The organism is Pedobacter sp. MC2016-24 (assembly GCF_015223055.1).
In the GTDB taxonomy this organism is placed as follows: domain Bacteria; phylum Bacteroidota; class Bacteroidia; order Sphingobacteriales; family Sphingobacteriaceae; genus Pedobacter.
On sequence record NZ_JADFBX010000005.1, the window covers coordinates 129,348 to 152,332 of the forward strand.

14 protein-coding genes are annotated in these 22,985 nt (G+C 43.3%); 2 read left to right on the plus strand and 12 right to left on the minus strand.

Features of this window, described 5'->3' with window-relative positions; all coding sequences use genetic code 11:
- Positions 1 to 152: 152 nt before the first annotated feature.
- From pckA to IM797_RS13975, 3 genes are all read right to left on the minus strand, one after another.
- Complete coding sequence (gene pckA, locus IM797_RS13965) at positions 153 to 1,757, minus strand: phosphoenolpyruvate carboxykinase (ATP) (protein WP_194127763.1); 1,605 nt, start codon at positions 1,755 to 1,757, stop codon at positions 153 to 155.
- 143 nt (positions 1,758 to 1,900) lie between these two features.
- On the minus strand, positions 1,901 to 2,254 hold the full coding sequence (locus IM797_RS13970) for a translation initiation factor (RefSeq protein ID WP_194127764.1): 354 nt from the start codon (positions 2,252 to 2,254) through the stop codon (positions 1,901 to 1,903).
- On the minus strand, positions 2,244 to 3,134 hold the full coding sequence (locus IM797_RS13975) for a diacylglycerol kinase family protein (protein ID WP_194127765.1): 891 nt from the start codon (positions 3,132 to 3,134) through the stop codon (positions 2,244 to 2,246). Before IM797_RS13975 ends, IM797_RS13970 begins: the two co-directional genes overlap by 11 nt.
- Before the next feature lie 231 nt (positions 3,135 to 3,365).
- Between IM797_RS13975 and metK the strand changes: the two genes are divergently transcribed.
- The gene (gene metK / locus IM797_RS13980; protein WP_194127766.1) at positions 3,366 to 4,616 is read left to right on the plus strand and encodes a methionine adenosyltransferase; all 1,251 of its coding nucleotides are present in this window, start codon (positions 3,366 to 3,368) and stop codon (positions 4,614 to 4,616) included.
- A 472-nt stretch (positions 4,617 to 5,088) separates the two neighbouring features.
- A complete protein-coding gene (locus IM797_RS13985; RefSeq protein WP_194127767.1) occupies positions 5,089 to 5,436 on the plus strand; it encodes a hypothetical protein in 348 nt (115 codons plus the stop codon).
- 47 nt (positions 5,437 to 5,483) lie between these two features.
- Here the strand turns inward: IM797_RS13985 and IM797_RS13990 are convergent, their stop codons facing one another.
- From IM797_RS13990 to IM797_RS14030, 9 genes are all read right to left on the minus strand, one after another.
- The gene (locus IM797_RS13990; protein WP_194127768.1) at positions 5,484 to 9,155 is read right to left on the minus strand and encodes a glycosyl hydrolase; all 3,672 of its coding nucleotides are present in this window, start codon (positions 9,153 to 9,155) and stop codon (positions 5,484 to 5,486) included.
- 30 nt (positions 9,156 to 9,185) lie between these two features.
- Positions 9,186 to 10,385, minus strand: coding sequence for a glycoside hydrolase family 88 protein (locus IM797_RS13995; RefSeq protein ID WP_194127769.1), 1,200 nt, complete (start codon positions 10,383 to 10,385; stop codon positions 9,186 to 9,188).
- Positions 10,386 to 10,444: 59 nt separating this feature from the next.
- On the minus strand, positions 10,445 to 11,554 hold the full coding sequence (locus IM797_RS14000; protein WP_194127770.1) for a DUF4998 domain-containing protein: 1,110 nt from the start codon (positions 11,552 to 11,554) through the stop codon (positions 10,445 to 10,447).
- A 16-nt stretch (positions 11,555 to 11,570) separates the two neighbouring features.
- The gene (locus tag IM797_RS14005) at positions 11,571 to 12,737 is read right to left on the minus strand and encodes a DUF5000 domain-containing lipoprotein (RefSeq protein ID WP_194127771.1); all 1,167 of its coding nucleotides are present in this window, start codon (positions 12,735 to 12,737) and stop codon (positions 11,571 to 11,573) included.
- 23 nt (positions 12,738 to 12,760) lie between these two features.
- Complete coding sequence (locus IM797_RS14010; protein ID WP_194127772.1) at positions 12,761 to 14,704, minus strand: RagB/SusD family nutrient uptake outer membrane protein; 1,944 nt, start codon at positions 14,702 to 14,704, stop codon at positions 12,761 to 12,763.
- A 20-nt stretch (positions 14,705 to 14,724) separates the two neighbouring features.
- Positions 14,725 to 17,937, minus strand: a complete 3,213-nt coding sequence (locus tag IM797_RS14015) for a TonB-dependent receptor (RefSeq protein WP_194127773.1) — start codon at positions 17,935 to 17,937, stop codon at positions 14,725 to 14,727.
- Positions 17,938 to 18,125: 188 nt separating this feature from the next.
- Entirely contained in the window at positions 18,126 to 19,415 is a 1,290-nt protein-coding gene (locus tag IM797_RS14020; protein WP_194127774.1) for a M28 family metallopeptidase, read from the minus strand.
- Between the two features lie 3 nt (positions 19,416 to 19,418).
- On the minus strand, positions 19,419 to 20,675 hold the full coding sequence (locus IM797_RS14025; RefSeq protein WP_194127775.1) for a DUF2264 domain-containing protein: 1,257 nt from the start codon (positions 20,673 to 20,675) through the stop codon (positions 19,419 to 19,421).
- A 7-nt stretch (positions 20,676 to 20,682) separates the two neighbouring features.
- Positions 20,683 to 22,899 (minus strand): glycoside hydrolase family 3 N-terminal domain-containing protein, encoded by a 2,217-nt coding sequence (locus IM797_RS14030; RefSeq protein ID WP_194127776.1) that lies wholly within the window; start codon positions 22,897 to 22,899, stop codon positions 20,683 to 20,685.
- Between the last annotated feature and the right edge of the window lie 86 nt (positions 22,900 to 22,985).

Consider the following 22,985-nt stretch of genomic DNA (forward strand, 5'->3'; position numbering starts at 1 on the left):
TTCCAAATTAAATAATCGTTAGCTTGTTATCCCGAATCATCCCTTCCCGTATTCGTGTATAATTAAAAAAGATTGTCTCGGTGGTGAGACAATCTTTCGCAATTAAAACTAAAAAAAAGCTGAAATGCAAATTTTTAAGTAAAAAAATGCTTTTAATGGGTGTTTTCCACAACTTTTGGTAAGGATGCCAGCATTTCATCACTTGCATAGTCCTCAAATTGCTTGAAATTCTGGATAAATGCCAGGGCAAGTTCTGCTGCTTTTTGATCGTATTCTTTTGGATCAGTCCAGGTGTTTCTTGGATTTAAAATTTCCGCAGGTACTTCCGGACAACCCACTGGAATATGCAGTCCGAAGATGGGGTCGGTGTCAAATGCGATGTTCTCAAATTCGCCTTTCAAAGCGGCTGAGATCATGGCCCTGGTATAGGCCAGTTTCATTCTTTTACCTACACCATAAGCACCTCCGCTCCAGCCAGTATTGATCAGCCATACATTAACCTGGTGCTTTTGCATTTTCTCTCCCAGCAATCCCGCATAACGGGTTGGATGTAAGGGTAAGAAGGCTTTTCCAAAACAGGCAGAAAAAGTGAGCTGAGGTTCAGTTACCCCTGCCTCCGTACCTGCAACCTTAGCGGTATAACCCGAAATGAAATGGAACATGGCTTGTCCCGGTGTCAGTTTGGATATCGGTGGCAATACACCAAAAGCATCTGCAGTTAGGAAAAAGATATTTTTAGGAACCCCTGCAATAGAAGGAATGATGGCATTTTCAATATAGTCAATTGGATAAGCCACACGGGTATTCTCTGTTTTATCAATATTTGAAAAGTCGACGGTACGTGTTTGCGGAAAATAGTTGATGTTCTCCAGCAAAGAACCGAACTTAATTGCGTTAAAAATCTGCGGCTCTTTTTCTGCGGTCAGGTCTACACATTTCGCATAACACCCGCCCTCAAAATTAAATACCGTTTCTGATCCCCAGCCATGTTCATCATCACCGATCAGGCCGCGCTCAGGATCTGCAGAAAGTGTTGTTTTTCCCGTACCAGACAAACCGAAAAAGATCGCGGTATCACCATCTTTACCCACATTTGCCGAGCAGTGCATCGATAAAGTATCTCTTTGCTCTGGTAAAATGAAATTCAACACAGAAAAAATTCCTTTTTTGATCTCACCAGTATAACCGGTGCCCCCAATCAGGATCATTTTTTTAGAGAAATTCAGAATCGAGAAGTTGGATTGTCTTGTTCCGTCCAATGCCGGGTCCGCCAAAAAGGTAGGTGCAGCAATGATGGTCCATTCCGGCTGGCCAATCACCTCATCTGCAGCCAACCTTAAAAACAGGTTATTCGAAAACAAATTCTGGTAAGCCGTTTCAGTAACCACCCTGATCGTTGTTTTGTAATTTTCATCTGCGCATGCGTAGGCATCACGAACATAAAAATCCTTTTGATTCAGGTGCGACGTAACTTTTTCAAACAGCGAATCAAAGTGCTCCGGCGTAAATTTAATGTTAATGTCTCCCCACCAAACGCTATCCGCCGTCAGCGCATCACAAACAACAAATCTATCCTTTGGAGAACGACCGGTAAATTTTCCGGTATCAATCGCCAGTGCCCCGGAATCGGCCAGTGTACCTTCTCCGTTTTTTAAGGCCTCTTCAACCAATTGTGCTACATTAAGCTGAAATAGCGCCTTGTCCGAATCTAAATTCAGATAGCTCAAATCAGGCTTAAGCATAAAAGCTTTGCTCATAAATAATAAGTTAGTCCGACAAAGCTATACAGATTAAAAGTAAAAAAGCACCTTTTTGCCGTAAAAATTTTACTTATTGTCGCCCATACACTAACAGCAAAACGCTCATTATCAATAATTTAAAACGTTTTCATAAAACGTTTTTAGCCACCTGATTTTTTAACTTTAAAGCCCGCCGCCTGAAGCAATAAAATCACTTTATCCCTAAAATCACCCTGGATTAAAATTTCGCCTTCCTTCGCAGCCCCTCCTACCCCACATTTATTCTTCAGCATTTTGGCCAGCTGATCCAGTTCATCGTCATTTCCCCGGAAGCCGGTAATCAGCGTAACGGCCTTTCCGCCACGATTTTTACGATCCAGTGTAACCCTCAAATCCTGCTGGTTATTCGGAATCGCTGCATCCGTCTGTTCGTCTTCAACTTCATAATTAAACGAGGGATCTGTAGAGTACATAATCCCGCCAAGATCGCTTAATGATTTCTTTTTAGGCTTCATATTTTGGAGTAATGATATTTAATGAAAGGGGTATAATTCCTGCTTCTATTTCTTTGCCCATAAAGAAGGGCTCGCCATCAATATGGATGGCATCTTCCATACCTCTTACAATACGGATCTGCTTTCCTTTGATGATCTCTACAATATTGGAGCGGTCGGTTTTCGCCATCATCATTTCATAGGCCAAAACCGGCAGCTTGTATAAAGGAAATGCATTCACGATACACACATCCAACAAACCATCTGTTACCGAGGCTGTTGGTGCAATATGAGCATTGTTTCCATATTGAGAAGAATTGGCCAAACTGATTACAAAAGCCCGTCGCACATATTCTTTGCCATCGATATAGATATGGTAAGTTTGTGCCCTGTAGCTTGTGGCTTCTTTTAAGGCCAGCTTGGCATAGCCACTCAGGCCACGTGTTTTATGTCCGGCAAATACCGAACTGATCCGGGCATCGAAGCCCATACCAGCCATATTGAAAAAACTCTTGTTGTTAAACGTCCCGGTATCGATTACCTGTACCACACCGGTATTGATCACCTGTATGGCTTTCACCGTGTTCATTGGTATTTTTAGAAACCGGGCCAGGCCGTTTCCAGAGCCAAAAGGCAAAACACCCAGCACCTTTTGTGCCTGCATGACCTTACTTGCTACTTCATTGATTGTTCCATCACCGCCAACTGCCACAATGATGTCAAAATTCTTATTGGCAGCCTCCTCCGCAATTTCTGCCGCATGCCCGGCATATTCCGTAAAAGCAAAATTGGGATTAAATTGCTCCCTGTCCAGATGCGCATCAATTAAAGCCGGGATTTTCTGTTTATCCTTACCACCCGAAATCGGATTAATGATAAATAATATGTTCGATTTTGACAAGATCTTATAGTTATTTCAGGTACAAAATAATCGATATTTTTTGACTATTTAAATATATAGTGTAATTTTGCGCTATTAAAGTGGACTGATTTGCGATGCTATGTAAAAGTAGCGGGATTGCAACCACGTAAAAAAAAGTGCTAACCTATCATACACTTCATTTTACCGCCTGTTTACAGGATCATCTTCCATTTTACTTAATTGTTTACTCTTTTAAATTAATTATTTAAAATGTCGTATTTATTTACATCAGAATCTGTTTCTGAAGGCCATCCAGATAAGATCGCGGATCAAATCTCGGATGCGTTAATTGACAACTTCCTGGCATTTGATGCCGATTCTAAAGTAGCTTGTGAAACTTTAGTTACTACCGGACAAGTGATCCTGGCCGGCGAAGTAAAATCAAAAACTTATCTGGATGTACAGCAAATTGCACGTGATGTAATTCGTAAAATCGGTTACACCAAAAGCGAATATATGTTCGAAGCGAACTCTTGCGGTATCCTTTCTGCCATTCATGAGCAGAGCCAGGACATCAACCAGGGTGTAGACAGAAGCAGCAAAGAAGAGCAGGGTGCTGGAGATCAGGGTATGATGTTCGGTTATGCAACCAACGAAACGGAGAACTACATGCCTCTGGCATTAGATTTATCACATACTTTATTACAGGAACTGGCTATTTTAAGACGCGAAAATACAGAAATCACGTATTTGCGTCCGGATGCCAAATCGCAGGTAACTTTGGAGTATGATGACAACAACAAACCAGTTCGTATTGCAGCCATTGTCATCTCTACACAACATGATGATTTTGCAGAAGAAGCAGAAATGCTGGCTAAGATCAAGAAAGACCTGGTAGACATCCTGATTCCAAAAATCATCAGCAAATACCCGCAGTATGCACACCTGTTCAATGATCAGATTGAATACCACATCAACCCAACTGGTAAGTTCGTTATTGGTGGTCCACATGGTGATACCGGTTTAACTGGCCGTAAAATCATTGTAGATACTTATGGTGGTAAAGGTGCGCACGGTGGTGGTGCTTTCTCTGGAAAAGACCCAAGTAAGGTAGACCGCAGTGCTGCTTATGCAACACGTCATATCGCCAAAAATCTGGTTGCAGCCGGTGTTGCAGACGAGATCCTGGTACAGGTAAGTTATGCCATTGGTGTAGCTAAACCAATGGGTATTTACATCAATACTTACGGAACTGGTAAAGTAGACAAAACAGATGGCGAGATCGCTAAAATCGTTGAAGGTATATTTGACATGCGTCCGTACTTTATTGAGCAACGTTTAAAATTGAGAAACCCAATTTATAGCGAAACAGCAGCTTATGGTCACATGGGCCGTAAACCAGAAACAGTAACCAAAACCTTCAGAACACCAAATGGTGAAGAAAAAGTAGTAACTGTTGAATTGTTTACCTGGGAAAAATTGGATTTTGTGGAGCAGGTTAAATCTGCTTTTGCATTATAACACATAAACGCTTAGCGAAAAGAAAAAGGGACAATCCGCATTGGATTGTCCCTTTTTTGTTTTGGTTTCCGGCAGGCAGTACTTTCAATTTCAGAAATCAGTTGCTGTTTACTAAAAATAGCCTTTCTGTTACTGTAAAGCTATATACGGGTAAGATATCGTCAATATAACACCTGAATAAGTACAGGATATCTTCAGGAAAAATACAGACCCGCTTTACCCCTGCTTTACCCCCCCTATACCCCTGCGCTACCCCTTCCTTACCTCTAGGGTAAAGCAGGGGTAAGGAAGAAGTAAGGCGGAGGTAAGGAAGCCCAGTACTCAAGCTGTATTTTTCCTGTACTTATGGTGAACCCATTCAGGCCTTATCCCAGGCTGAAACTGGGCGCAAAAGGGCCAACACACCAGTTGATTGATTTAAAAGAAACCATTTGGCATAAAATGTTGTTATCTAAGAAAAAACTCAAAGGTTATGGAACATCCGATAGAAATGAATACGCTTAGCCAGATATTAGAAAAACTGAGACTTAAGGGCTTAGATAACGAAATAAAAATGACCGACCATGGTAAGATGCAGGGAGTTGGCCTAAACAAGATTTACAGACCAGAAGATCTGACCATCATCAAAACCTATCGTTTTGAAGGAGATTCTGATCCTGGAGATAATTCTGTTTTGTATTTGCTGGAAGATAAAGACGGACAAATCGGTTATATCCTGGATGCTTACGGAATGTACAGCTCGCAGGAAGGCGCAGGCTTTGACGACTTTCTAAAAAAGATTCCTACAGCAGACCGTGATTTGCAGGAATTGTTAAGTTAATAAACAATTGCGTTTACCGGTTTGCCATCCGGTAAACGCAATTTGTTCTATTTATAAATTTCTATGGCTACAGGGCCCATCAATCCTGCTCTTGGATCACCTCTGTAGGCAGATGGAATGGTCTGATAATGGTTAGAGAGTGTGCTGTAAACCAACACTTCAATATCATTAGCCCCAGCTTTGAGAAACTTACTGATCTCTACTTTATAAGGCTTAGACATCAGCACAGCAACTTCTTTTCCGTTCACTTTTACAGCACAAGTGGCTACTACAGCGCCCAGGTTAAGCATCACCTCACCCTTCAGCTGCTGCTCAGAAAGCGCTACCGATTTACGGTAGTAAAGTCCCCCGGAATAATGTCTCATTTGCCCGGTAAGCGACCAGTCGCCCGCTGACATCAAGCCAGTTTTACAGAACAATTTAACTGGAAATGGAAAAATAGCCACATCCTGAAAACCCGTTTCTCTTGCTACTTCGATGGCAACTTCACAAATCCGATCTTTCTTTTCTGGTAAATTAACCTGGTAAGTATTCAATTTCCTTTCTGTTTTCAACAGGATTACTGCTTTATCGTTCAAACGCTGACCGTCGATCCAGATCCGGGGATTTTTTCCATAAATACCCATTTCCATTTTTTCGAGGCCCGGAGTTGACTTAAAGCGGTAACAATATGCTTTATTCAGGCCTTTATCCGGATCGAACATCAAATGGTCAGCAAGGTACCACTTCATAGCCAATGTGGTAGAATAAGGAGATATGGCCTCTGGCGTTTTTTGATTTGCAGGAATAAAAACCATAGCGCCCCTAGGACGGTCGTCCCTGGAATTCGGCCCGACTTTAAAACCTTTTTTAGGCACATTGGCATAGCCGATCAGGACAGAATGCCAACCTTTAGTCAGATTGATGATGCTATCCTTTACTGCAACACCGTCAATAAGCAACTGATCAGGTTGTCGTACACCCTTTTCTATTCGATACGGCTGATTTATATCTGCGTAAACCGCAGTTTTAAAGATATGTGATCCTGCACCGTCCAGGATAATGAAACCATCGTTTACTTTGGCTTTTAAACCGTGGTAACCTTGCGGACCAGGGTGGTCCCAAACACCAAAACGCCAGGAGAAGCGGTAGGGCTTCCAATCGGTAATTTGATTGTTCAAGGCATCCTTTAACAAACCTTCAAAATCCTTGCCGGTTGAATCGCGCAATACCTGCATCTGGTAGCCATAATCGTAAATCCCTTCTTCCCAGTCTTTATCCGGGAATGCAGGCGACATCCAATTCTTAGCCGCAGTTGCTGAGGCAGCAAATTTAAAAGTCCTTGCTTCTGTACCAATCATGCCTTCAAAAGCTGGCAAACGGAAATCCCCCCATTTGTTGTTCATGGTAGGCAGAAACTCCACATTCCAATCGCCGGTTAAGGCAATGCTTTCAGCAAGTGCAGGTTCTTTACGTTGTGCACTTTCCACTAAAGCTACGCCAGGTGAAAAGACAATGAGCGAAGAACTGCTGGCGTCGGCAGTAGCCCGGATATAGGTTCCTTCTTTGGTTTGTCTGATTACGGGTAAGGCTTTAGTTTCCCCGGTTTTGGCATCCCATAGCTCTGCCTTGCCCAAAGATCTGAAAAAGCATTCATTACCCGGTTTTACGTTCATGGTCATGTACAAATCACGGTCCCCGATTTTGCGGTGCAGCACTTTACCGCCACCTTCTCCGGGAATAAAATCCGGCGTAATCTCTTTACTGATCAATTGTGCAATGGAAGCAGAGCTGGCTATGATTCCACGTCCGCCTGCAGCATTTTGCTGTTTACCGGCTTTTTTGCCCGCAGCAAATTCTGCAGCAGTGACTCCAAAAATCTCTTTGACAATGGCATCTACCGCAGCATCATTGCTCCCCTGATTGGTACTTGCAACAGGCAATGATCCGGTGGATACGACAATGCCACCCTTGCGGTAAAAATCAAGCGCCCTTTGTAAAGCGGCATAATGCATGGCCTTCATGTCTGGAAGTACAAGTACTTTATAAGACATGTCGGATACATTCAGGGAGCGATCTTTAATTTCAGTTTTCATGAAAGAACGGTGGTCTATAAAATCATAGTCCAGCCCCACATCGCTTAAGTTTCTGGCCGTTTGAAAGCAGGTATCTGGAGTTGTGCCCGGAATGCCTTGCATGGCCTCTGTAGGATACATGACCGCGATGTCACTTTGATGAATACCCTGACTCATCAGGTAACTTAGCCGCTCCCCATATTCCAGCCATTTTTTCATGTGTGGCCAGTAAGGCATTCTATAATGAAAATCTGGTGGTGCCCATTCCCACCATCCCCCATGGGTAGTGTAATAAAGACCGTGCATACAAATCAGGTTCCCACCTGCAATAAAATGATGGTCGAGCTGTTCTGTTAACCACTCGCCACTGCTACCCCAGCCCATGCTGTGAAACGCTTCCAGCCAGGACCTGGGTCTTTTATAGAGGTGCGCTACAGAACTTGATACTTTGGTTTGAATGAAGGACGAGCCACGTGCCGGCGCGTCATTTCCGGGTGCTGTGTACCAGCTCTCTACACGGAAATAATCAACATAAGACATTGGATCCATACCACGTCCGAGATTGTCGGAGCCATAAATTAACCCGCGGCTGTAATGCCAGTCGAACACAGGTTTAAAATACCGCTCTTCAGCCAGGTCCATCAGTACATCGGCATAATCAATCCTGATTTTAGGGGTAATCTTACCGATATCTTCTTTTAAGGCAGGTAAATAAGGCAGAATATCATATCCTTTACGCTTATTGAATTCTGATACAAAATCTTCAGACCAGGTGGTCATGTCAAGTGGAATAAACAATTCATCCTGGAAAAAATAATTCATTCCTTTCCGGCCTTGTGCATCCATTTTATCTTCAAAGCGCTGAAAATAGTGCTTAACCAATTCTTTCCCATGATCTGGGTGCAACATGTAATTGCTTTTGGTGGTGATGGTAAAGATTTTCCAGTCGGTGTCTTTACCGGCTTTGAAATCTACCTGGCCATTTTTAGCATTTTTTGCCAGATCGACATATTGCAAACCTTTTACGGGCTTGACTGGCCAGGCAACCATGCTGATTGTTCCTGCCGGCAATTTGGCATTGAAGGCTGAACCTGCTTTTAGGGTATCTGTTTTAATGAGCAGCGTACCCTGGTAAGATTTGAACTTGGCCAGGTCGCGCACTTCATCCGTGGAATAACCATTGCCCACCCAGCCGATGGTATAATCATCCAACCCAACGGCCATACCTCTTTTGGCAGCTTCACCAGAAAACCAGTTCCATGTTTTCCACCATTCATCAGAGTAAACAGCCGGGTTGCCATGTTCTGTGCGGCCATACAAGCCATAACCCATTTTTTTATTTAACTCGTAATCTGCACCCTTGGGATCGGTATGCAAATAGCTAACAGCAAAACCATCGGTAGATGACTCCTTCAGGATGTCAAGTTGTTCGGTTAAGCGCGCTTTAGATAAAGTATCGCCGTTCCACCAGAAAAAAGGAACATTGCCATACCCTTTCGGCGGATTGATAAAGCCAGGTAATACGTTTAGTGAGGCATCTCTCGATGGATAACCGCTAAACTTGGTATCGTGCGGAATACCATTTTTCTTTTGTGCCATACTGTTTGTGGCACAAAGGGTAAAAACGGAGGCGATACTGGTTGCAATAATAACTGATAGCTTCATATTGATTTCGGTTGAAATAAATTATTAGACCTAGTTTGTATAGTTTTTATATCGTTTTAGAGCTTCTATGTAATAGTAGTCGCCGTAGGTAAGCGGTACATCAATTTCTGATTTTTTGGGCATATGTCCTACCCCATGCATTAGAATGAATCCTCCGTTTGTACCCGGGGCGGCTTTGTAGGCTACTGAAGAAAGCCTGCGGATAATTTGCTCAGCTATTGTGAAATACTCCTGCTTTGCCGGTTTGCCATTATACTTACTCAATTCCAACAATGCCGATGCAATTATTGCTCCGGCGGATGCATCTCTTAAAGCATTTGGAATACCTGGGGCATTAAAGTCCCAATATGGAATTTTGTCTTTTGGCAGGTTTGGATGGTCAAGTATAAACCTGGCAATGTGGTTGGCCTGATCCAGGTATTTTTTATCCCTGGTTTCGCGGTACATCAAAGTATATCCGTACAAACCCCAGGCCTGTCCTCTTGCCCATGCCGATTCATCTGCATACCCCTGATCTGTTCTTCTTTTTTGAACTGCGCCGGTTTGCGAATTGTAATCGACTACATGATAAGAACTGTAATCTGGTCTGAAATGGTTTTTCATGGTTGTATTGGCATGCGTAACCGCAATTTTGTAATAAGAAGAGTCGCCGGTAGCGCGGGTTGCCCAGAATAAAAGCTCCAGGTTCATCATGTTGTCAATGATGACCAGAAAATCCGGCACTTTTGAATCCCAGGACTCAATACAACCTACTGTTGGGTTAAACCTGCTGGCCAGGGATTTTGCACTGGTTAGTAAAATGTCTTTATACGCTGGCTTCGGCTTAATTTGATTGGCCAAACCGAAACTGCAATACATCATAAATCCAAGATCATGTGTTGTTTTATTGTTCTTTTCTTTTTCCAGCACTTTCAAAATGCGTTCTGCTTCGTTGTAAAGCCCCTGATCTTTGGTTTGCTGATAGAGATACAGCAATGTTCCAGGATAAAAGCCGCTTACCCACCAATCGGATTTACAGGCTTCAAATTTGCCTGTTACCGGATAAAATGTTTTTGGAAATTGATCTGGTGGAAGGTTTTTCATCAGTACGTGGTATTGCCGGCCGGCATCTTTGAACTCGGCATTGATGGTTTTTAAAAGTGCAGGATTGGGCTTTGGCGCTTGTTGTCCGGAGGCATTCCCGAAGAAAAAAAGAGCTAAGGCACAAAAAGAAAGGTTTAATTTATTCATAGGTCTTGGATTTTAAACACCACTGATAAGCGTATACTTACCAGTGGTGATATTGTTGCTTATTTTACGCTAACGTTGACTTCGCCAAGTACGACAAAAGTTTGCGGCCCGCTTACGGCCACGACTTTAAGGTAGCGTACCTGAGGAAAATTGAGAATGGTAAAAACCTGTTCATTGTTGGTCAGTCTGTCAAAATCGTACGTACCCAGGTCATTCCAGGTGACATTGTCAGTACTGCCCAGGTATTGCACTACATTTGGTCCACGTTCATCTGGTGTGGTTTGCACCCAGCGCCACAAACTAATGGTTTTAACACTCCGAACAGCACCCAGGTCGACAGTAATAAAATGCGGGTACCTGGAGGTCGTTGCCTGCGTAACCCACCGTGTAGCCGGATTGCCGTCAATCATATTTGCTGGTATACTCAGGTTATTGGCATCAGGATTCTGCGAAGAGAAATCAATTACCCGCCATTCTGATTTGTTGAGAACATAACTCTCTACCAATTGGTCATTGGTAAAAAAAGCTTCGATATTGTTAGGATACAAATGTTGTGTCCTTAATTTATACGGCGTTTCTTTTTTATAATCCGTTAACTGTAGCGCGAGTGTGCCGGGCAAAACGGTAACCGTCTTTAAGGCTCCGGCAGTGGTTGTATATTCCACTTCAGATTTAACGATGGTACTACCTGTTACTACTGGCTCAAACTGCAGACTAAGTGTATTGGCCAGGTTAATGGTAGAAGATTGTACCACCCTGTTTAATAACGTTCCGCGGTAGCGTTCGCCCCAGGCATCGCCAGAAACCTCTACAGGCACAGAGATATGCCCTTCTGCGTCATAGGTTTTGATGATAAAGCTATAGTAATTTTCAGGAAGATTGGTCACGGTATAACTGATCACTGCCTGATTTGCTGGTATAGGGACTTCTACAGAATCGGTATAGTTGTTCCAAAAAATCCTGGCTTTGACCACTTTAGGATCGGACCCTCTCAGCCAGGAAATCTGAATCTTATTGAGACCAGATTTGGTAGTTACTGAACTGGCTTTTCCGGGATAAATCTTCCCATTGGGTATCACATATTGCTCATATGTACTATCCATTCTTTTACAGGCCATAAAACTACAAATGCCCGATAGCGCAATTGATAAAAATATCTTAGTTTTCATATTAACAGCTTAACATTTATAATTTTCCCCAAAAAGTGATCTCTGCGATGGTGACCTGACCTGTACCACCCCAGGTTTCCGTTGTTTTAAAACGCAGGTAGCGGTAAGCCGGAGGCGTATCGGGCATTTCAAAATCTTCACCGTTTGTAAAGCCATAAGCATTGTCTTCTGCAGTTACACCGACACCACCTGAAGGTTTAAATGAATCAAATTTACCGATCAGTGTCCAGGATGCCCAGCTTCCATCTGATGCAGGTGCATTAGAACCCCATAGTTCAAATGATTTGACGCATGCCCCAACATAGGTATATGGTGGTGTCCTCTGATGCGCTTTCATGCGGCTCAGCACCACAGGAACTTTCAGGTCAATGGTAAACCATTGAGGTATGGGTGTATTGTTATTTGAAGCATAAATACTCAGGTTAACCAAACCATCCCAAATGTTGGCCAACACGTTGGTTCCTAAAGCGGCCTGATCTGTTGGTAAAGCATAGCCCGCGAAAGGTTTGGGTACCCGTTGCTCAAACAAAGGCGTAAGATCTTTGATAATGGCTTGTGATTTATTGCCCCAACGGTCCCTGAGATAGACAGAAAACTTTTTAGGTGTAGCAGAAAGTCCCCTTACAGAGAAGGAACTTGCGGCAGATTTGGTGTAAAATGTTTGCAATGGGCGCAACAGACCATTTCCGGTAGTATCTGCATCCACAACAATAGCCAGATTGGCCTGCAAATCATTCTTTATTCTCACTTTCACTCCACCGAAGCCGGCTTCGATGCTTAAGTTATTGTAGGCCAATTCCACAGGAGGTGCCAATGGTTTAACTTTCACAATTGCCGGAGCCGATTCTTTTTCATTGCGACCTACACTAATGATTTTCACTTCATGTTCGTTCGTGTCACCAAAGCCTTCCAATTTCAGCGTATCGGTATAGATAGATGATTTGGACTCTTTGAATACACCGGGCTGAATTTCATATAGCGCTTTTACATAAGCCAGGTTCACATCTGAACTGAGCTTATACGTAATATTTGCGCCTCCGGGCGTATTTTCAGCTTTAAAATCAGTTACCTGCTGTGGAGCCGCAGCATTTGGATCATTGTGATCTAATCTTGGATCTTCTTTACAGCCTTGCAGACCAACGGCTACCAGTAAAGTAAAGATCATGTACAATATATTTTTCATCACCTTTTTATTTTATTCGTGAATTACCACCCTATGTTTTGCACCAGGTTCCTATTGTTCAAAATGTTATTGTCACGAATGGGCCAGAAGTAATCTTTTTGGCCGAAACGTGGAGAAAAAATCAGCTTTTTACGATAGTACAGTGCAGAGGTGGACTGTTCGATGTCCCAGCCTTGTACCGGCTTTACATATTCCTGCGGCGCTTCTTTCCATCTTCTAAGGTCCCAGAAACGGGCGCCTTCAAATGCCAATTCTATTAAAGTTTCCCTATGGATAATGGCCCTCAGACCTGGCTGTGTCAAATACTTGCCTTTGTTATTGGAATAAGTAGACCAGGCAAACTGTACCGTTTGTAAACCGGCCCTTTCACGCACTAAATTGATGTATTTATAAGCTTCAGCATCCGGTCCGCTTTTTTCGTTTAAGGCTTCAGCATACAATAAGTACAACTGTGCAAGTCGGAAAATCGGCCATGGGTAATTGGTGATGCTATAATCATTGGCAGACGCCCCCTGCGTATTCTGGAAATGAACATATTTCTTGATAAAGTAACCGGTTACCGAACCAAAATCTGCTTTTCCTTTACCATTTGGTTGTCCTTTTTTTGCCGATACATAATAGGTACCAGTAGGTACGGCATCATTGTAATATCCCTGTCCATACCAGACACCACCGTCAAATCCAAGATTGGCATAAAAACGGGGTTCCCGGTCAAAATTGGTGGAAGAAGTTTCATAGTTCAGCTTGATGTAGCGCTGATCGGCAGCTGTTCCTGCTTTTATAGCAGGTTGATTTACGTTCCAGGTTGGGTCTTCTTCGATAGGAATCCCGTTCTTGCTGTAAAACATATCTGCAATTTTTAAAGGTGGCGCCAATTCGTACCCAATCACGGTATTGTCCTGGTAGCGAAAATCGACATTCGGTGTGGCTATCAACTGTGTACTTGCAGAAAGGCTCTGGCTATTTGCCCAGATGATTTCAGGATTCCACCTCTCCGTAAAAGCATTTCTGATGCTGAGCTGCTGTACAATCTGATCCGTAAGTACAGAAGCAGAACTGGCCCTGTCAAATTTGTATAAGCGATGCCCTGCCGACTCGGCAACTGTGATGGCCTCTTTACAAGCCAGCGCAGCAGCATCCCAGCGGCTCGCCGAAAATTGCTGATTGAACAATTGGGTACCGTCCGAATTTTTCAGGGTTGCCTGCTCTGAGTTTCCGTTAAAAAGCGGACTAGCTGCGGTAACCAGTACTTTTGCTTTTAGTGCATAGGCAATTGGTTTCGTAATCCTGCCCAACATTTTTACCGGATCGGGTACTATTGGCGGCAAATTGTCCTTGGCCTCATCGAGCAATTGTACGATGTAGGCAAAACATTCATCAACAGGAGCCCTGAAAATTTTAACCTTGGAAATGTCGATTTCTACCGGCAGGTTTTCTTTGATTAGTGGAATGGGGCCATACATCCTGACCAGGTAAAAATGGTAATAGGCCTTCAAAAATTTCACTTCTGCGATCCACTGTTCTCTTTCTTCTTCCTTCAGGTCGGGAACTTTTCCTATGTTTTCAAGGAAAATGTTACAATCCCGCAGTGCCCTGTACATGTTTACCCAGATACTATACGTATCTGTGGAGCTGCTACTATCACCAATGGGGTTCACGGTAGCCTGACGGCCCATGGCAAGATTGAATATCCGGTGGTTAAATGTTGGTTTTGGGGGTCCGTCAATTGCCCAGATCTCATCTCCACCAAGAAGGGATGGATCAGCCTCAAGACTTCCATCTTTAGGCATATAGGAATAACAGGTGTAAAGGTATTTCTCTGCCTCAGCGCGCATAGTGAAAGAGTTGTCTATGGTTGCTATGTTATCGGGAATAATATCTAAATACTTTTTACAAGAGCTGAATGTAGAGAAAAAAACAAGGATGGCTACTTTCAGGCACCAGTTTCCTTTTCGTATATATTTCATGTCGTACATATGATTAGCTATTAAAAGGTTAAATTGAGACCAAGATTGAATACTTTTTGCAGGGGATAGCCTAAGCCGTTACCTGCCATTTCAGAATCCCAGATTTTGAAATTACTGAACATCAGCAAATTGGTAGCACTGGCATAGATTCGAAAATTGGTGGCCTTGATCCTGTCTACCAGTTTTTTAGGGAAGGTATAACCCAACTCTACCTGTTTAAGTCTTAAAAATGCTGCATTGCGCATATACCAGGTGCTGACCTGGTTGTTATTGGCATTTGGGGTATTGCTTAGGCGGGGTAAGGTTGCATACACATTTCTGTTTTCTTCCGACCAATAGCTATCAGCATAGGCTTTTAGCAACTGGTTAGTATAGATTTTCCCCGAACTTGCCTCATTAGTTTTCGGATAGTAATAGGGCACAAAAGGAGCAGTTGCTGCAGGGTCAATCCAGAAAGACTGGTTGGCCGAACCTTGCGCAAATGCAGAAATATCGAATTTTTTATAACTTAAAGAAAAGCCAAAACCGTAAACTACTTCGGGAACAGTAGGATTGCCAATAGGTACCATATCGGCTTCATTCACCTTTCCATCGCCATTTACATCGGTATATTTGATATCCCCACCGCCATACTGCCCGCCAAACTCCTGGCGTGGCGAATTGGCTGCTTCCTGATCGTCAACAAACAAACGCTCGGCGATATAACCAAAAGTTTGCTGCAGAGAGTTACCTACCCGATATTTCCAGGGCTCTGCATATTGTGGTTCTTCATACACCTCATATTTGCTCGTTGCATAAGTAAAATTTCCACGTACAGACAACCAAAGATCTTTAGACCAGGCGTGTTGCATATCGAGGGAAATGTCTACTCCACGTCCGTTCGCTTTACCAACGTTAGATCTGGAAACGGAGGATAAACCCATGGTATTTGGAATGGAAGCCCGTGACATGAGTATGTTGTCACGCTTTTCAGTAAAATATTCTGCGACGAGATTGGCTTTACCAAACAGACTCATTTCCATGGCTATATTTTGCTTTTTGGCACGTTCCCAGGTAATGTTAGGATTGGCATATCTCAATACGACCACGCCATTTTTGATCTCACTGAGGTCTCTCCCAAAAACACCTCTACGGCCCACATTGTCCAGATCTGTATTGGATAAGTAGAAGAACCTGTCATCAACTTCCCCGATCTGATCGTTACCTACCACACCATAGGTATAGCGGAAGCGCAGATTGGTGATCACGTTTTTTAACGGAGCAAAGAATTTTTCGTTGGAGGCACTCCAGGCTAATCCAGCAGAAGGGAAAAAACCGAACCTGTTATTTTCAGCAAATCGTTCTGATCCATTGTAACCAAAATTAAACTCGGCGAAATACCTTCTGTCATAAGCATAGGTGGCACGACCAGAAACGCCCAGGTTTCTGGAAGGGAGAGATTGAAAGATATCTACAGCATTTGCACCACCCAGGCTTTCCCTGGCAATCATCACGAGCAATCCGCCGATTTCATGCTTTTTGGCAAAAGTTCGGTTATAATTGACAGTAGATTCAAAGTAAAAAGTTGAATTTAGTGTTTTAGGTAATTCTGAAAAACCCAGATACTCTTTACCAGTTGTATTGGCTAAAGCGATGGTATATTGATTGGCGAGCAGGTCATAGCCACCCAATTGATAATAAAAAGGGTTATAGCTCCTTGCATAGCTAAAATTAGAGGTACGTGTTAAGTTGACCATCGCTCTTGCAGAAAGTCCTTCGGTAATCCCACTAAGATTTTGCTTCAATTCAAACTGGGCCAGCATTTGAGAACGGCTTTCATCGCGGTAACCCCTAACCATGTCGGCATATGGATTGATATAGTTGTTTCCAAAAGCATTTCCGAACATGATGTGTTTGACAAATTTATGGTCTTCATCTACGGGATAATAAGCCGGAAAAAGCACGGGGTTAGAGCGCATCACATTCCGGTACATGGTTGTACCGGATTCTATCGGGCCATTATAATCGTCAAAGTTACCACTCAGGCGCACGATCAGTTCGGTTGATTTGGTCAGGTCGATATTCACGTTAGAACGCAGGGAATAACTTTTAAAATCGATGTTGTTATTAAAGTTGTTTCGGTTGTCGACCTTTAATAAACCATTATCCTTACTAAATGAACCAGCCACATAATACCGGGCCACGGTACCACCACCACTGACGTTGAGGTTGTAGCGCTGGGTGTTTGCATAGTCTTTAAACAACATTTTACGCCAGTCGTTTGCCGGAAAAATAAGCGGATTTACACCGTTTGCTGTATTTTCTATTTTATCTTCAAGATAAGGGATTGGCGTCAGGGAGTTCCGTGTTGCGGTAGCCTCATTGGCCAATCTCATATAAGTAACCGGATCGGCAAGCTCCACATTGCTGGTTGCGGCACTGGCAGAATTTTCTACCCGCAATGATACTTTTGCTTTACCTACAACACCTTGTTTGGTGGTTACGAGAATAACCCCGTTTGCCCCGCGGGCACCGTAAAGTGCAGTGGCTGTTGCATCCTTCATCACAGAGAAGGTGGCAATATCATCTGTTTGCAACCTGGCAAGGTCTGTTGCAGTAAGTTCAATTCCATCAATCAAGATCAGGGGTTTGGTATTTGTACCAAAAGTGGTGATCCCCCTTACAAAGAAATCGGCATTGTCGGCACCCGGTTCTCCACTTCGCTGGTAAGCGATAATCCCAGCTACCCGACCTGCCAGTGCGGTTGTTAAGTTACTGGAAGGAACTTTTAGCTCCCCCGGTCTTACTGTGGTAATGGAACCGATTACACTTTCCTTTTTTTGCACCCCAAACGCTACTACAGCGACTTCATCAAGGGCATTTTTAGGGTTTGGTAATAATTTAACATCGAGTTGTTTTTTATTTCCTACTACGATTTTCTGGCTGATGTAGCCAATGTAAGATACAATGAGCACTTCTGTATCACTGTTAACCTGAATGGTATATTTACCTTCATTGTTGGTCACTGCTCCCCGCTCTTTACCTTCAACTTTGATGGTTGCTCCCGGAAGCGACTCTCCTGTTTCATCATAAACAGTTCCGGTGACTACTCTTTGCTGAGTAAGTCCAAGTTCGTTATTTTTTAGTTTTGTGGTGGTTGTATTGAAAACATCCTGCTTGTCTAAGCGACTTGCCAGCACAGATATTGTACTGAAAATCAGCATACACGCCAGGAGAATGCGTATTTGTTTCATACTTATAACGATTAAATAGTTATGGATCACGAAAACAATGGTTTGTTTGGTTTTTGTGCTTTCGTTTTTTTGATTGGAGCGCGTTAGCTCTTCAGCGTGCCATGCAGGCGCCCTGAAGCAAGAAGTGCGTATCGGATTATACCATAGGCGATTTTTCTATGTGGGTTAGTTATTTGGTTAGGTTTTGTTTAAAATGTATTGAAGAATTTGGTCATGAGTTGAAAGTAGTGCGCGAACTCAGTTAAGGGTAATGTTTCTGCCCGATCGTATACATCATGATAAGCCTGAATACCACCCTGGGTATAAATAAAGAATGAGGGTACACCCAGCTGGTAGAATGGACAATGGTCACTTTTACAAGCCTCGCCCCTGATGTCAACTTTGGGCACCAACTGATATTGGTTGTTTAAGCTTACGATCTGATCAAATTGTTTTTTGAAAATTGTACCATTCACAACCTTAATACCTTCTTCACCAGTACCTGCCAGATCGAAGTTGACCAGAAATTTTATTTTAGTGAGGTCGATCAAGGGGTTTTTCACAAAAGCTTTTGAACCGAGCAGGCCGATCTCTTCTCCGCTAAAAGCAATAAATACAGTATTGTATTTGGGCTGATTTGCGGCATAATACTTCACCATATTGAGGAGGAATGTCGTTCCGCTGGCATTGTCATTGGCACCAGGGAAATACACCTTTTTGCCAAGGAGCCCCAGGTGGTCAAAATGAGCGGTAATGACCAGGGTTGAGTCTGATCCGGAACTGCCTTTAACCATCCCTGCTACATTCCGGGTTTTGTAATCGGGAATCAGTTTTGCATCTACATTTACGGTCAGGCTATGAATATCTGCAGGATTCAGGTCTTTCTTGTTGACACTAATTACAGGCCTGGCGTTCTGATAAGTTAAGGTTGTCCAGGTTAATTTTTCATTCGTAAAAACAATCAGCCCTTTAAAATCGAGCTCATCTTTTGTACGCAGTGCTCTCACTGCAGCAGAGATGTTGCGTTGATCAGCTACAGATTCATTGGCCGCAGGACGGTCATCCAATAAAATAAAAGAGGCTTGTGCCTTTTTTACCAAAGCATCCAGTTTCTCAGGCGTATTGATTTCCGCACGTTGTACCGGAATGACGTTAAAGGTACCATGTACTGCCGGACTGGTCGCATCAATGAGATAATCTACAGCTGTTTTTAGCAATTTACCGTTCAACCTGACTTCAACCTTTCCTGGAAAGGTATTTACAGACAAATCAAAATCCTGATAATAAGTGTCCTTATTTAAAGGAATCAGTCCGGATTTTTTAAACTCTCCTGCGATAAAAGCAGAAGCAATCTGATCGCCATTTTCTACATAACCACGGCCCCGGAACTGAGGGGAAGTTAAAGTCTTCAGGACTTTTCTGGAATATTCCATGTCCTGTGCAAACAGGTTACAAGATTGAATGGCAAAAATGACGATAAGTAAAGCTCTGTATTTCATAATTTAAGGAATTGAATGATCGGCCGGCATGTTAACTCCACTCCACAATTTTTTGGTGGTCCAATCGGCTGCAGGCCCTGCCCAAAATACATTATTTTCGGGTAAGCCCAGGGGCAAAAGTGCCACAGCGCATAGATAAAGGCTACCTGTAGAGATATAATATTCGCCCATATCAATCTGATGTCCGCAAAAACCAATGGTTAACCAGCCTTGTTTATCGAAAGTTCCCGGAGCTTCGATCATGCGTTTAATGACCAGCGACATGGCAGACCTGACCTGGGCCGGGTTGATAAATTCGGGCAATTTCTCCTGTAAAGCGATGTGGGCAAGCCCCTGCAGGGCACCAAAACGATAAGCAAGGGACCTTCCTACCGCGGGAAAAGTACCCTCCGGGGAAATGCTGCGTTCCTGGATATCTGCGTACCTTACGGCCCGCTGTAATGCAGTCTGATAAACCTCAGGTTTTTCCAGTCCTTTGTCAACCACCATTTTGACGATGTCCAGCATCATGGGCTGGATCACAAAACTGTTGTAATAATCAAAATGAAAACCGGGACCATCACCGTATATACCGTCTCCTTTATACCATTCATTGTGTTTTTTAATGGCATAGTCAATTCTTACGATATCGGCATCGGCATTGGCCATCAGTAAAAATGCTTCTACCATGCCCATAAACAATAGCCAGTTGTTATAAGTGGGCTTGATGTTGCGCGTTGACTTTAATGCGGCAATGACATTTGCTTTTGTAGATGCATCGAGGGGTTCCCAAAGTTGTTTGGGAGCCCGGATCAATGCATGTGCTAAAAATGAAGCGTCTACTAATGCTTGTTCGTATTTTTGTGAAGTAAACTGCATAAAATCTGGCGAAGCAGGGTTTACCGCGTTGGCCAGGCTTTTTTGAGCGAGTGAAATGTATTTACTTCTTAGTTTTCCTTCTTCAGTTGCATCCGGACCCAGTTCCAGCCATGGTGCAATCCCTGCCATCAAACGACCAAAAGCTTCCAGATGAGTAACTTTAGTCCGGTCTAATGTGCTTTTGGGATTAACCTCCACAGGCATATCTTTTTTTAACCTTCCCTGGCTTAAGCTTTGCAATACGGGATCGGCTATTTTCGTCAATACCGAGATCCAGTACTTCCTGCTGTCCGATCCGGGAACGGTTACATTCGGCGATGGCGATACAGCTGATGCATCTAAGGCAGTCAGGCCAATAACTGCCGCGGGTGGAATCATGGATAAAAAATCGCGTCTATACATCACCGTTTTATTTAGTTAGCTGTAGGGTTGTTTTTTTAAGTTCTTCCGAGTTTGGCCCGATCATTACCGTAAAGCTACCCGGTTCGGTAATCCACTTGCCGTCTTTCCAAAACTCAAGTGCCCTTGCTGAAATCGGAAACGAGATTTTTTGACTTGCACCTGGCTGCAGGCTAATGCGCTTAAAGCCTTTCAATTCTTTAATTGGCCGTGCCAATGAGGAAATGTCATCCCTCAGGTAAAGTTGAACAATTTCATCACCTGCCACTTTTCCTGTATTGGTTAACTCTACCTCTGCAAAAACAGTTTCCGTATCTTTCATATTGCTTTTAGATAACTTGATCTCCGAATATTTGAACTGGGTATAGCTTAGTCCGTAGCCAAAAGAGTACGTTGCGCCTTGTGCAGTTCCCCACATTTCTCTTGGCCGTCCAGGGATTAAAGTATTGTAAAAAGCAGGCACCTGCCCTACATTTCTCGGATAGGTAACCGTCAGCTTTCCGGAAGGATTGTTTTCTCCAAAAATGGTTTCGGCGACTACTTTACCGGTTTCCTGACCAAGAAACCAGCCATCCAGAATTGCTGGAACGTTATCTTTTGCCCATTGAATGCCGGGTGGACGACCATGTAATAAGACCAGTACAACCGGTTTTCCTGTAGCAACAATGGCTTGCATCAATTTGTTCTGATCGCCCGGTAAGGCAATATCATCACGGTCCACATTTTCCATTACGGTCTTCTCATCATCACCCAATACCAATATGCAGACATCGGCCGATTTAGCTACGGCTACTGCTGCCGTGATCTGGCTATCGTTAGGATGTTGGATGTCTGTACCTTTCGCGTACAGTATACTTGTGTTTTTATCAACCAGACTTTCTATTCCCTGTTTAACAGTAATGAAGTGTTTGGGTTGCTGTGTGGAATAAGTTCCCAAACGAATGGTATCTGCATTTGGCCCGATTACTGCAATTTTTTTAAACTGATCTTTTTTGAAGGGAAGCAGGTTATTCGCGTTTTTCAACAAGATGATGCTTTTACGTGCAGCTTCCAAAGCTAAGACATCATGTTCCGGACTGCTCAATACTGTTTTGTAGTTTGATCTGGGACTTGACAATGAACCATCAATCTGGGAGAAGAACACATCAGCGTTTACATCAGCATCTTTTGTCCCCTTTTGCAGTTCTGTCATTTCTTTGCCAAGCGGATTCTCTTCTTCTTCCAGGTGCAAGGCGATCTTGAATTCCAATACTTTTGTTACCGCTTCATCCAAAAGCTTCATTGGTACTTTTCCGCTTTTTACTGCATTGACCAATAAAGGACCATACATCCTTTTATCCGCCCAGGTTTGTTTAAAAGCCAGCTCGGTATGTACCCCAGCTTCCAAAGCTTTAAGAATGGTTTCTTCACGGCTTTCTGTAGCAAATAACCTGTCCTGTACCCAACGCAAATCGTTATTGTCCGATACCACCAGGCCATCAAATCCGTATGCTCTTCTCAGTACATCATTTAATGTATAAGTATTGATGTGGCAGGGTATGCCATTTAAAGTATGGTGAGCGGGCATAATTGCCCCAACATGAGCTTCTTCAACAGCAGCCCTGAAAGGTGGAAGATGAACCTCGTGCAAACTACGCAGTGAAATTTCTACTGCGGCGCCGTTGGCACCAAGTAATGGTTCGCTATCGGCTACAAAGTGCTTTGCCGTGGCCACCACATGGTCTTTATTGAAACGATTTTTACCGGTTCCCTGTAATCCATTTATAAAAGCCACCCCAATTTTACTCACCAGGTAAGGATCTTCACTATATCCTTCTTCAAATCTGCCCCAGCGAGCATCTCTTAATACACCAAGCATTGGCGTATAACAGTGTTGGATGCCCATAGCCCTCGCCTCTTTGGCAATAACGGTGGAAACTCTTTCAACCAGTCCGGTATCCCATGAACTCGCTAAAGCAATGGCCTGAGGAAATGAGGTTGCACCTGCTGCCACGATACCGTGTAAGGCTTCACCAGCCTGCATATGTGGGATATTGAGTCTTTTATTGGCATTTGGGTAAAAGGACGCCAGTTGATGGGCCTTTTCTTCTACCGTCATTTTGCTCAATAATAAAGCAACCTGTTGACGCTCTTTTGGGGTCAATGGAATATAACCTGTTTTTTCCTGCGCCTGGATAGTTGAAAGTTGCAGGCAGATGATGGCACATAATGTAAATTTTAACCTCATGAGTATTTGGTATTACAATCGATTGCGATTTAATAAGTTATTGCGGCAATTGGTTTAAGTAAATGAGAGTGTCCCAATTTGTAGTT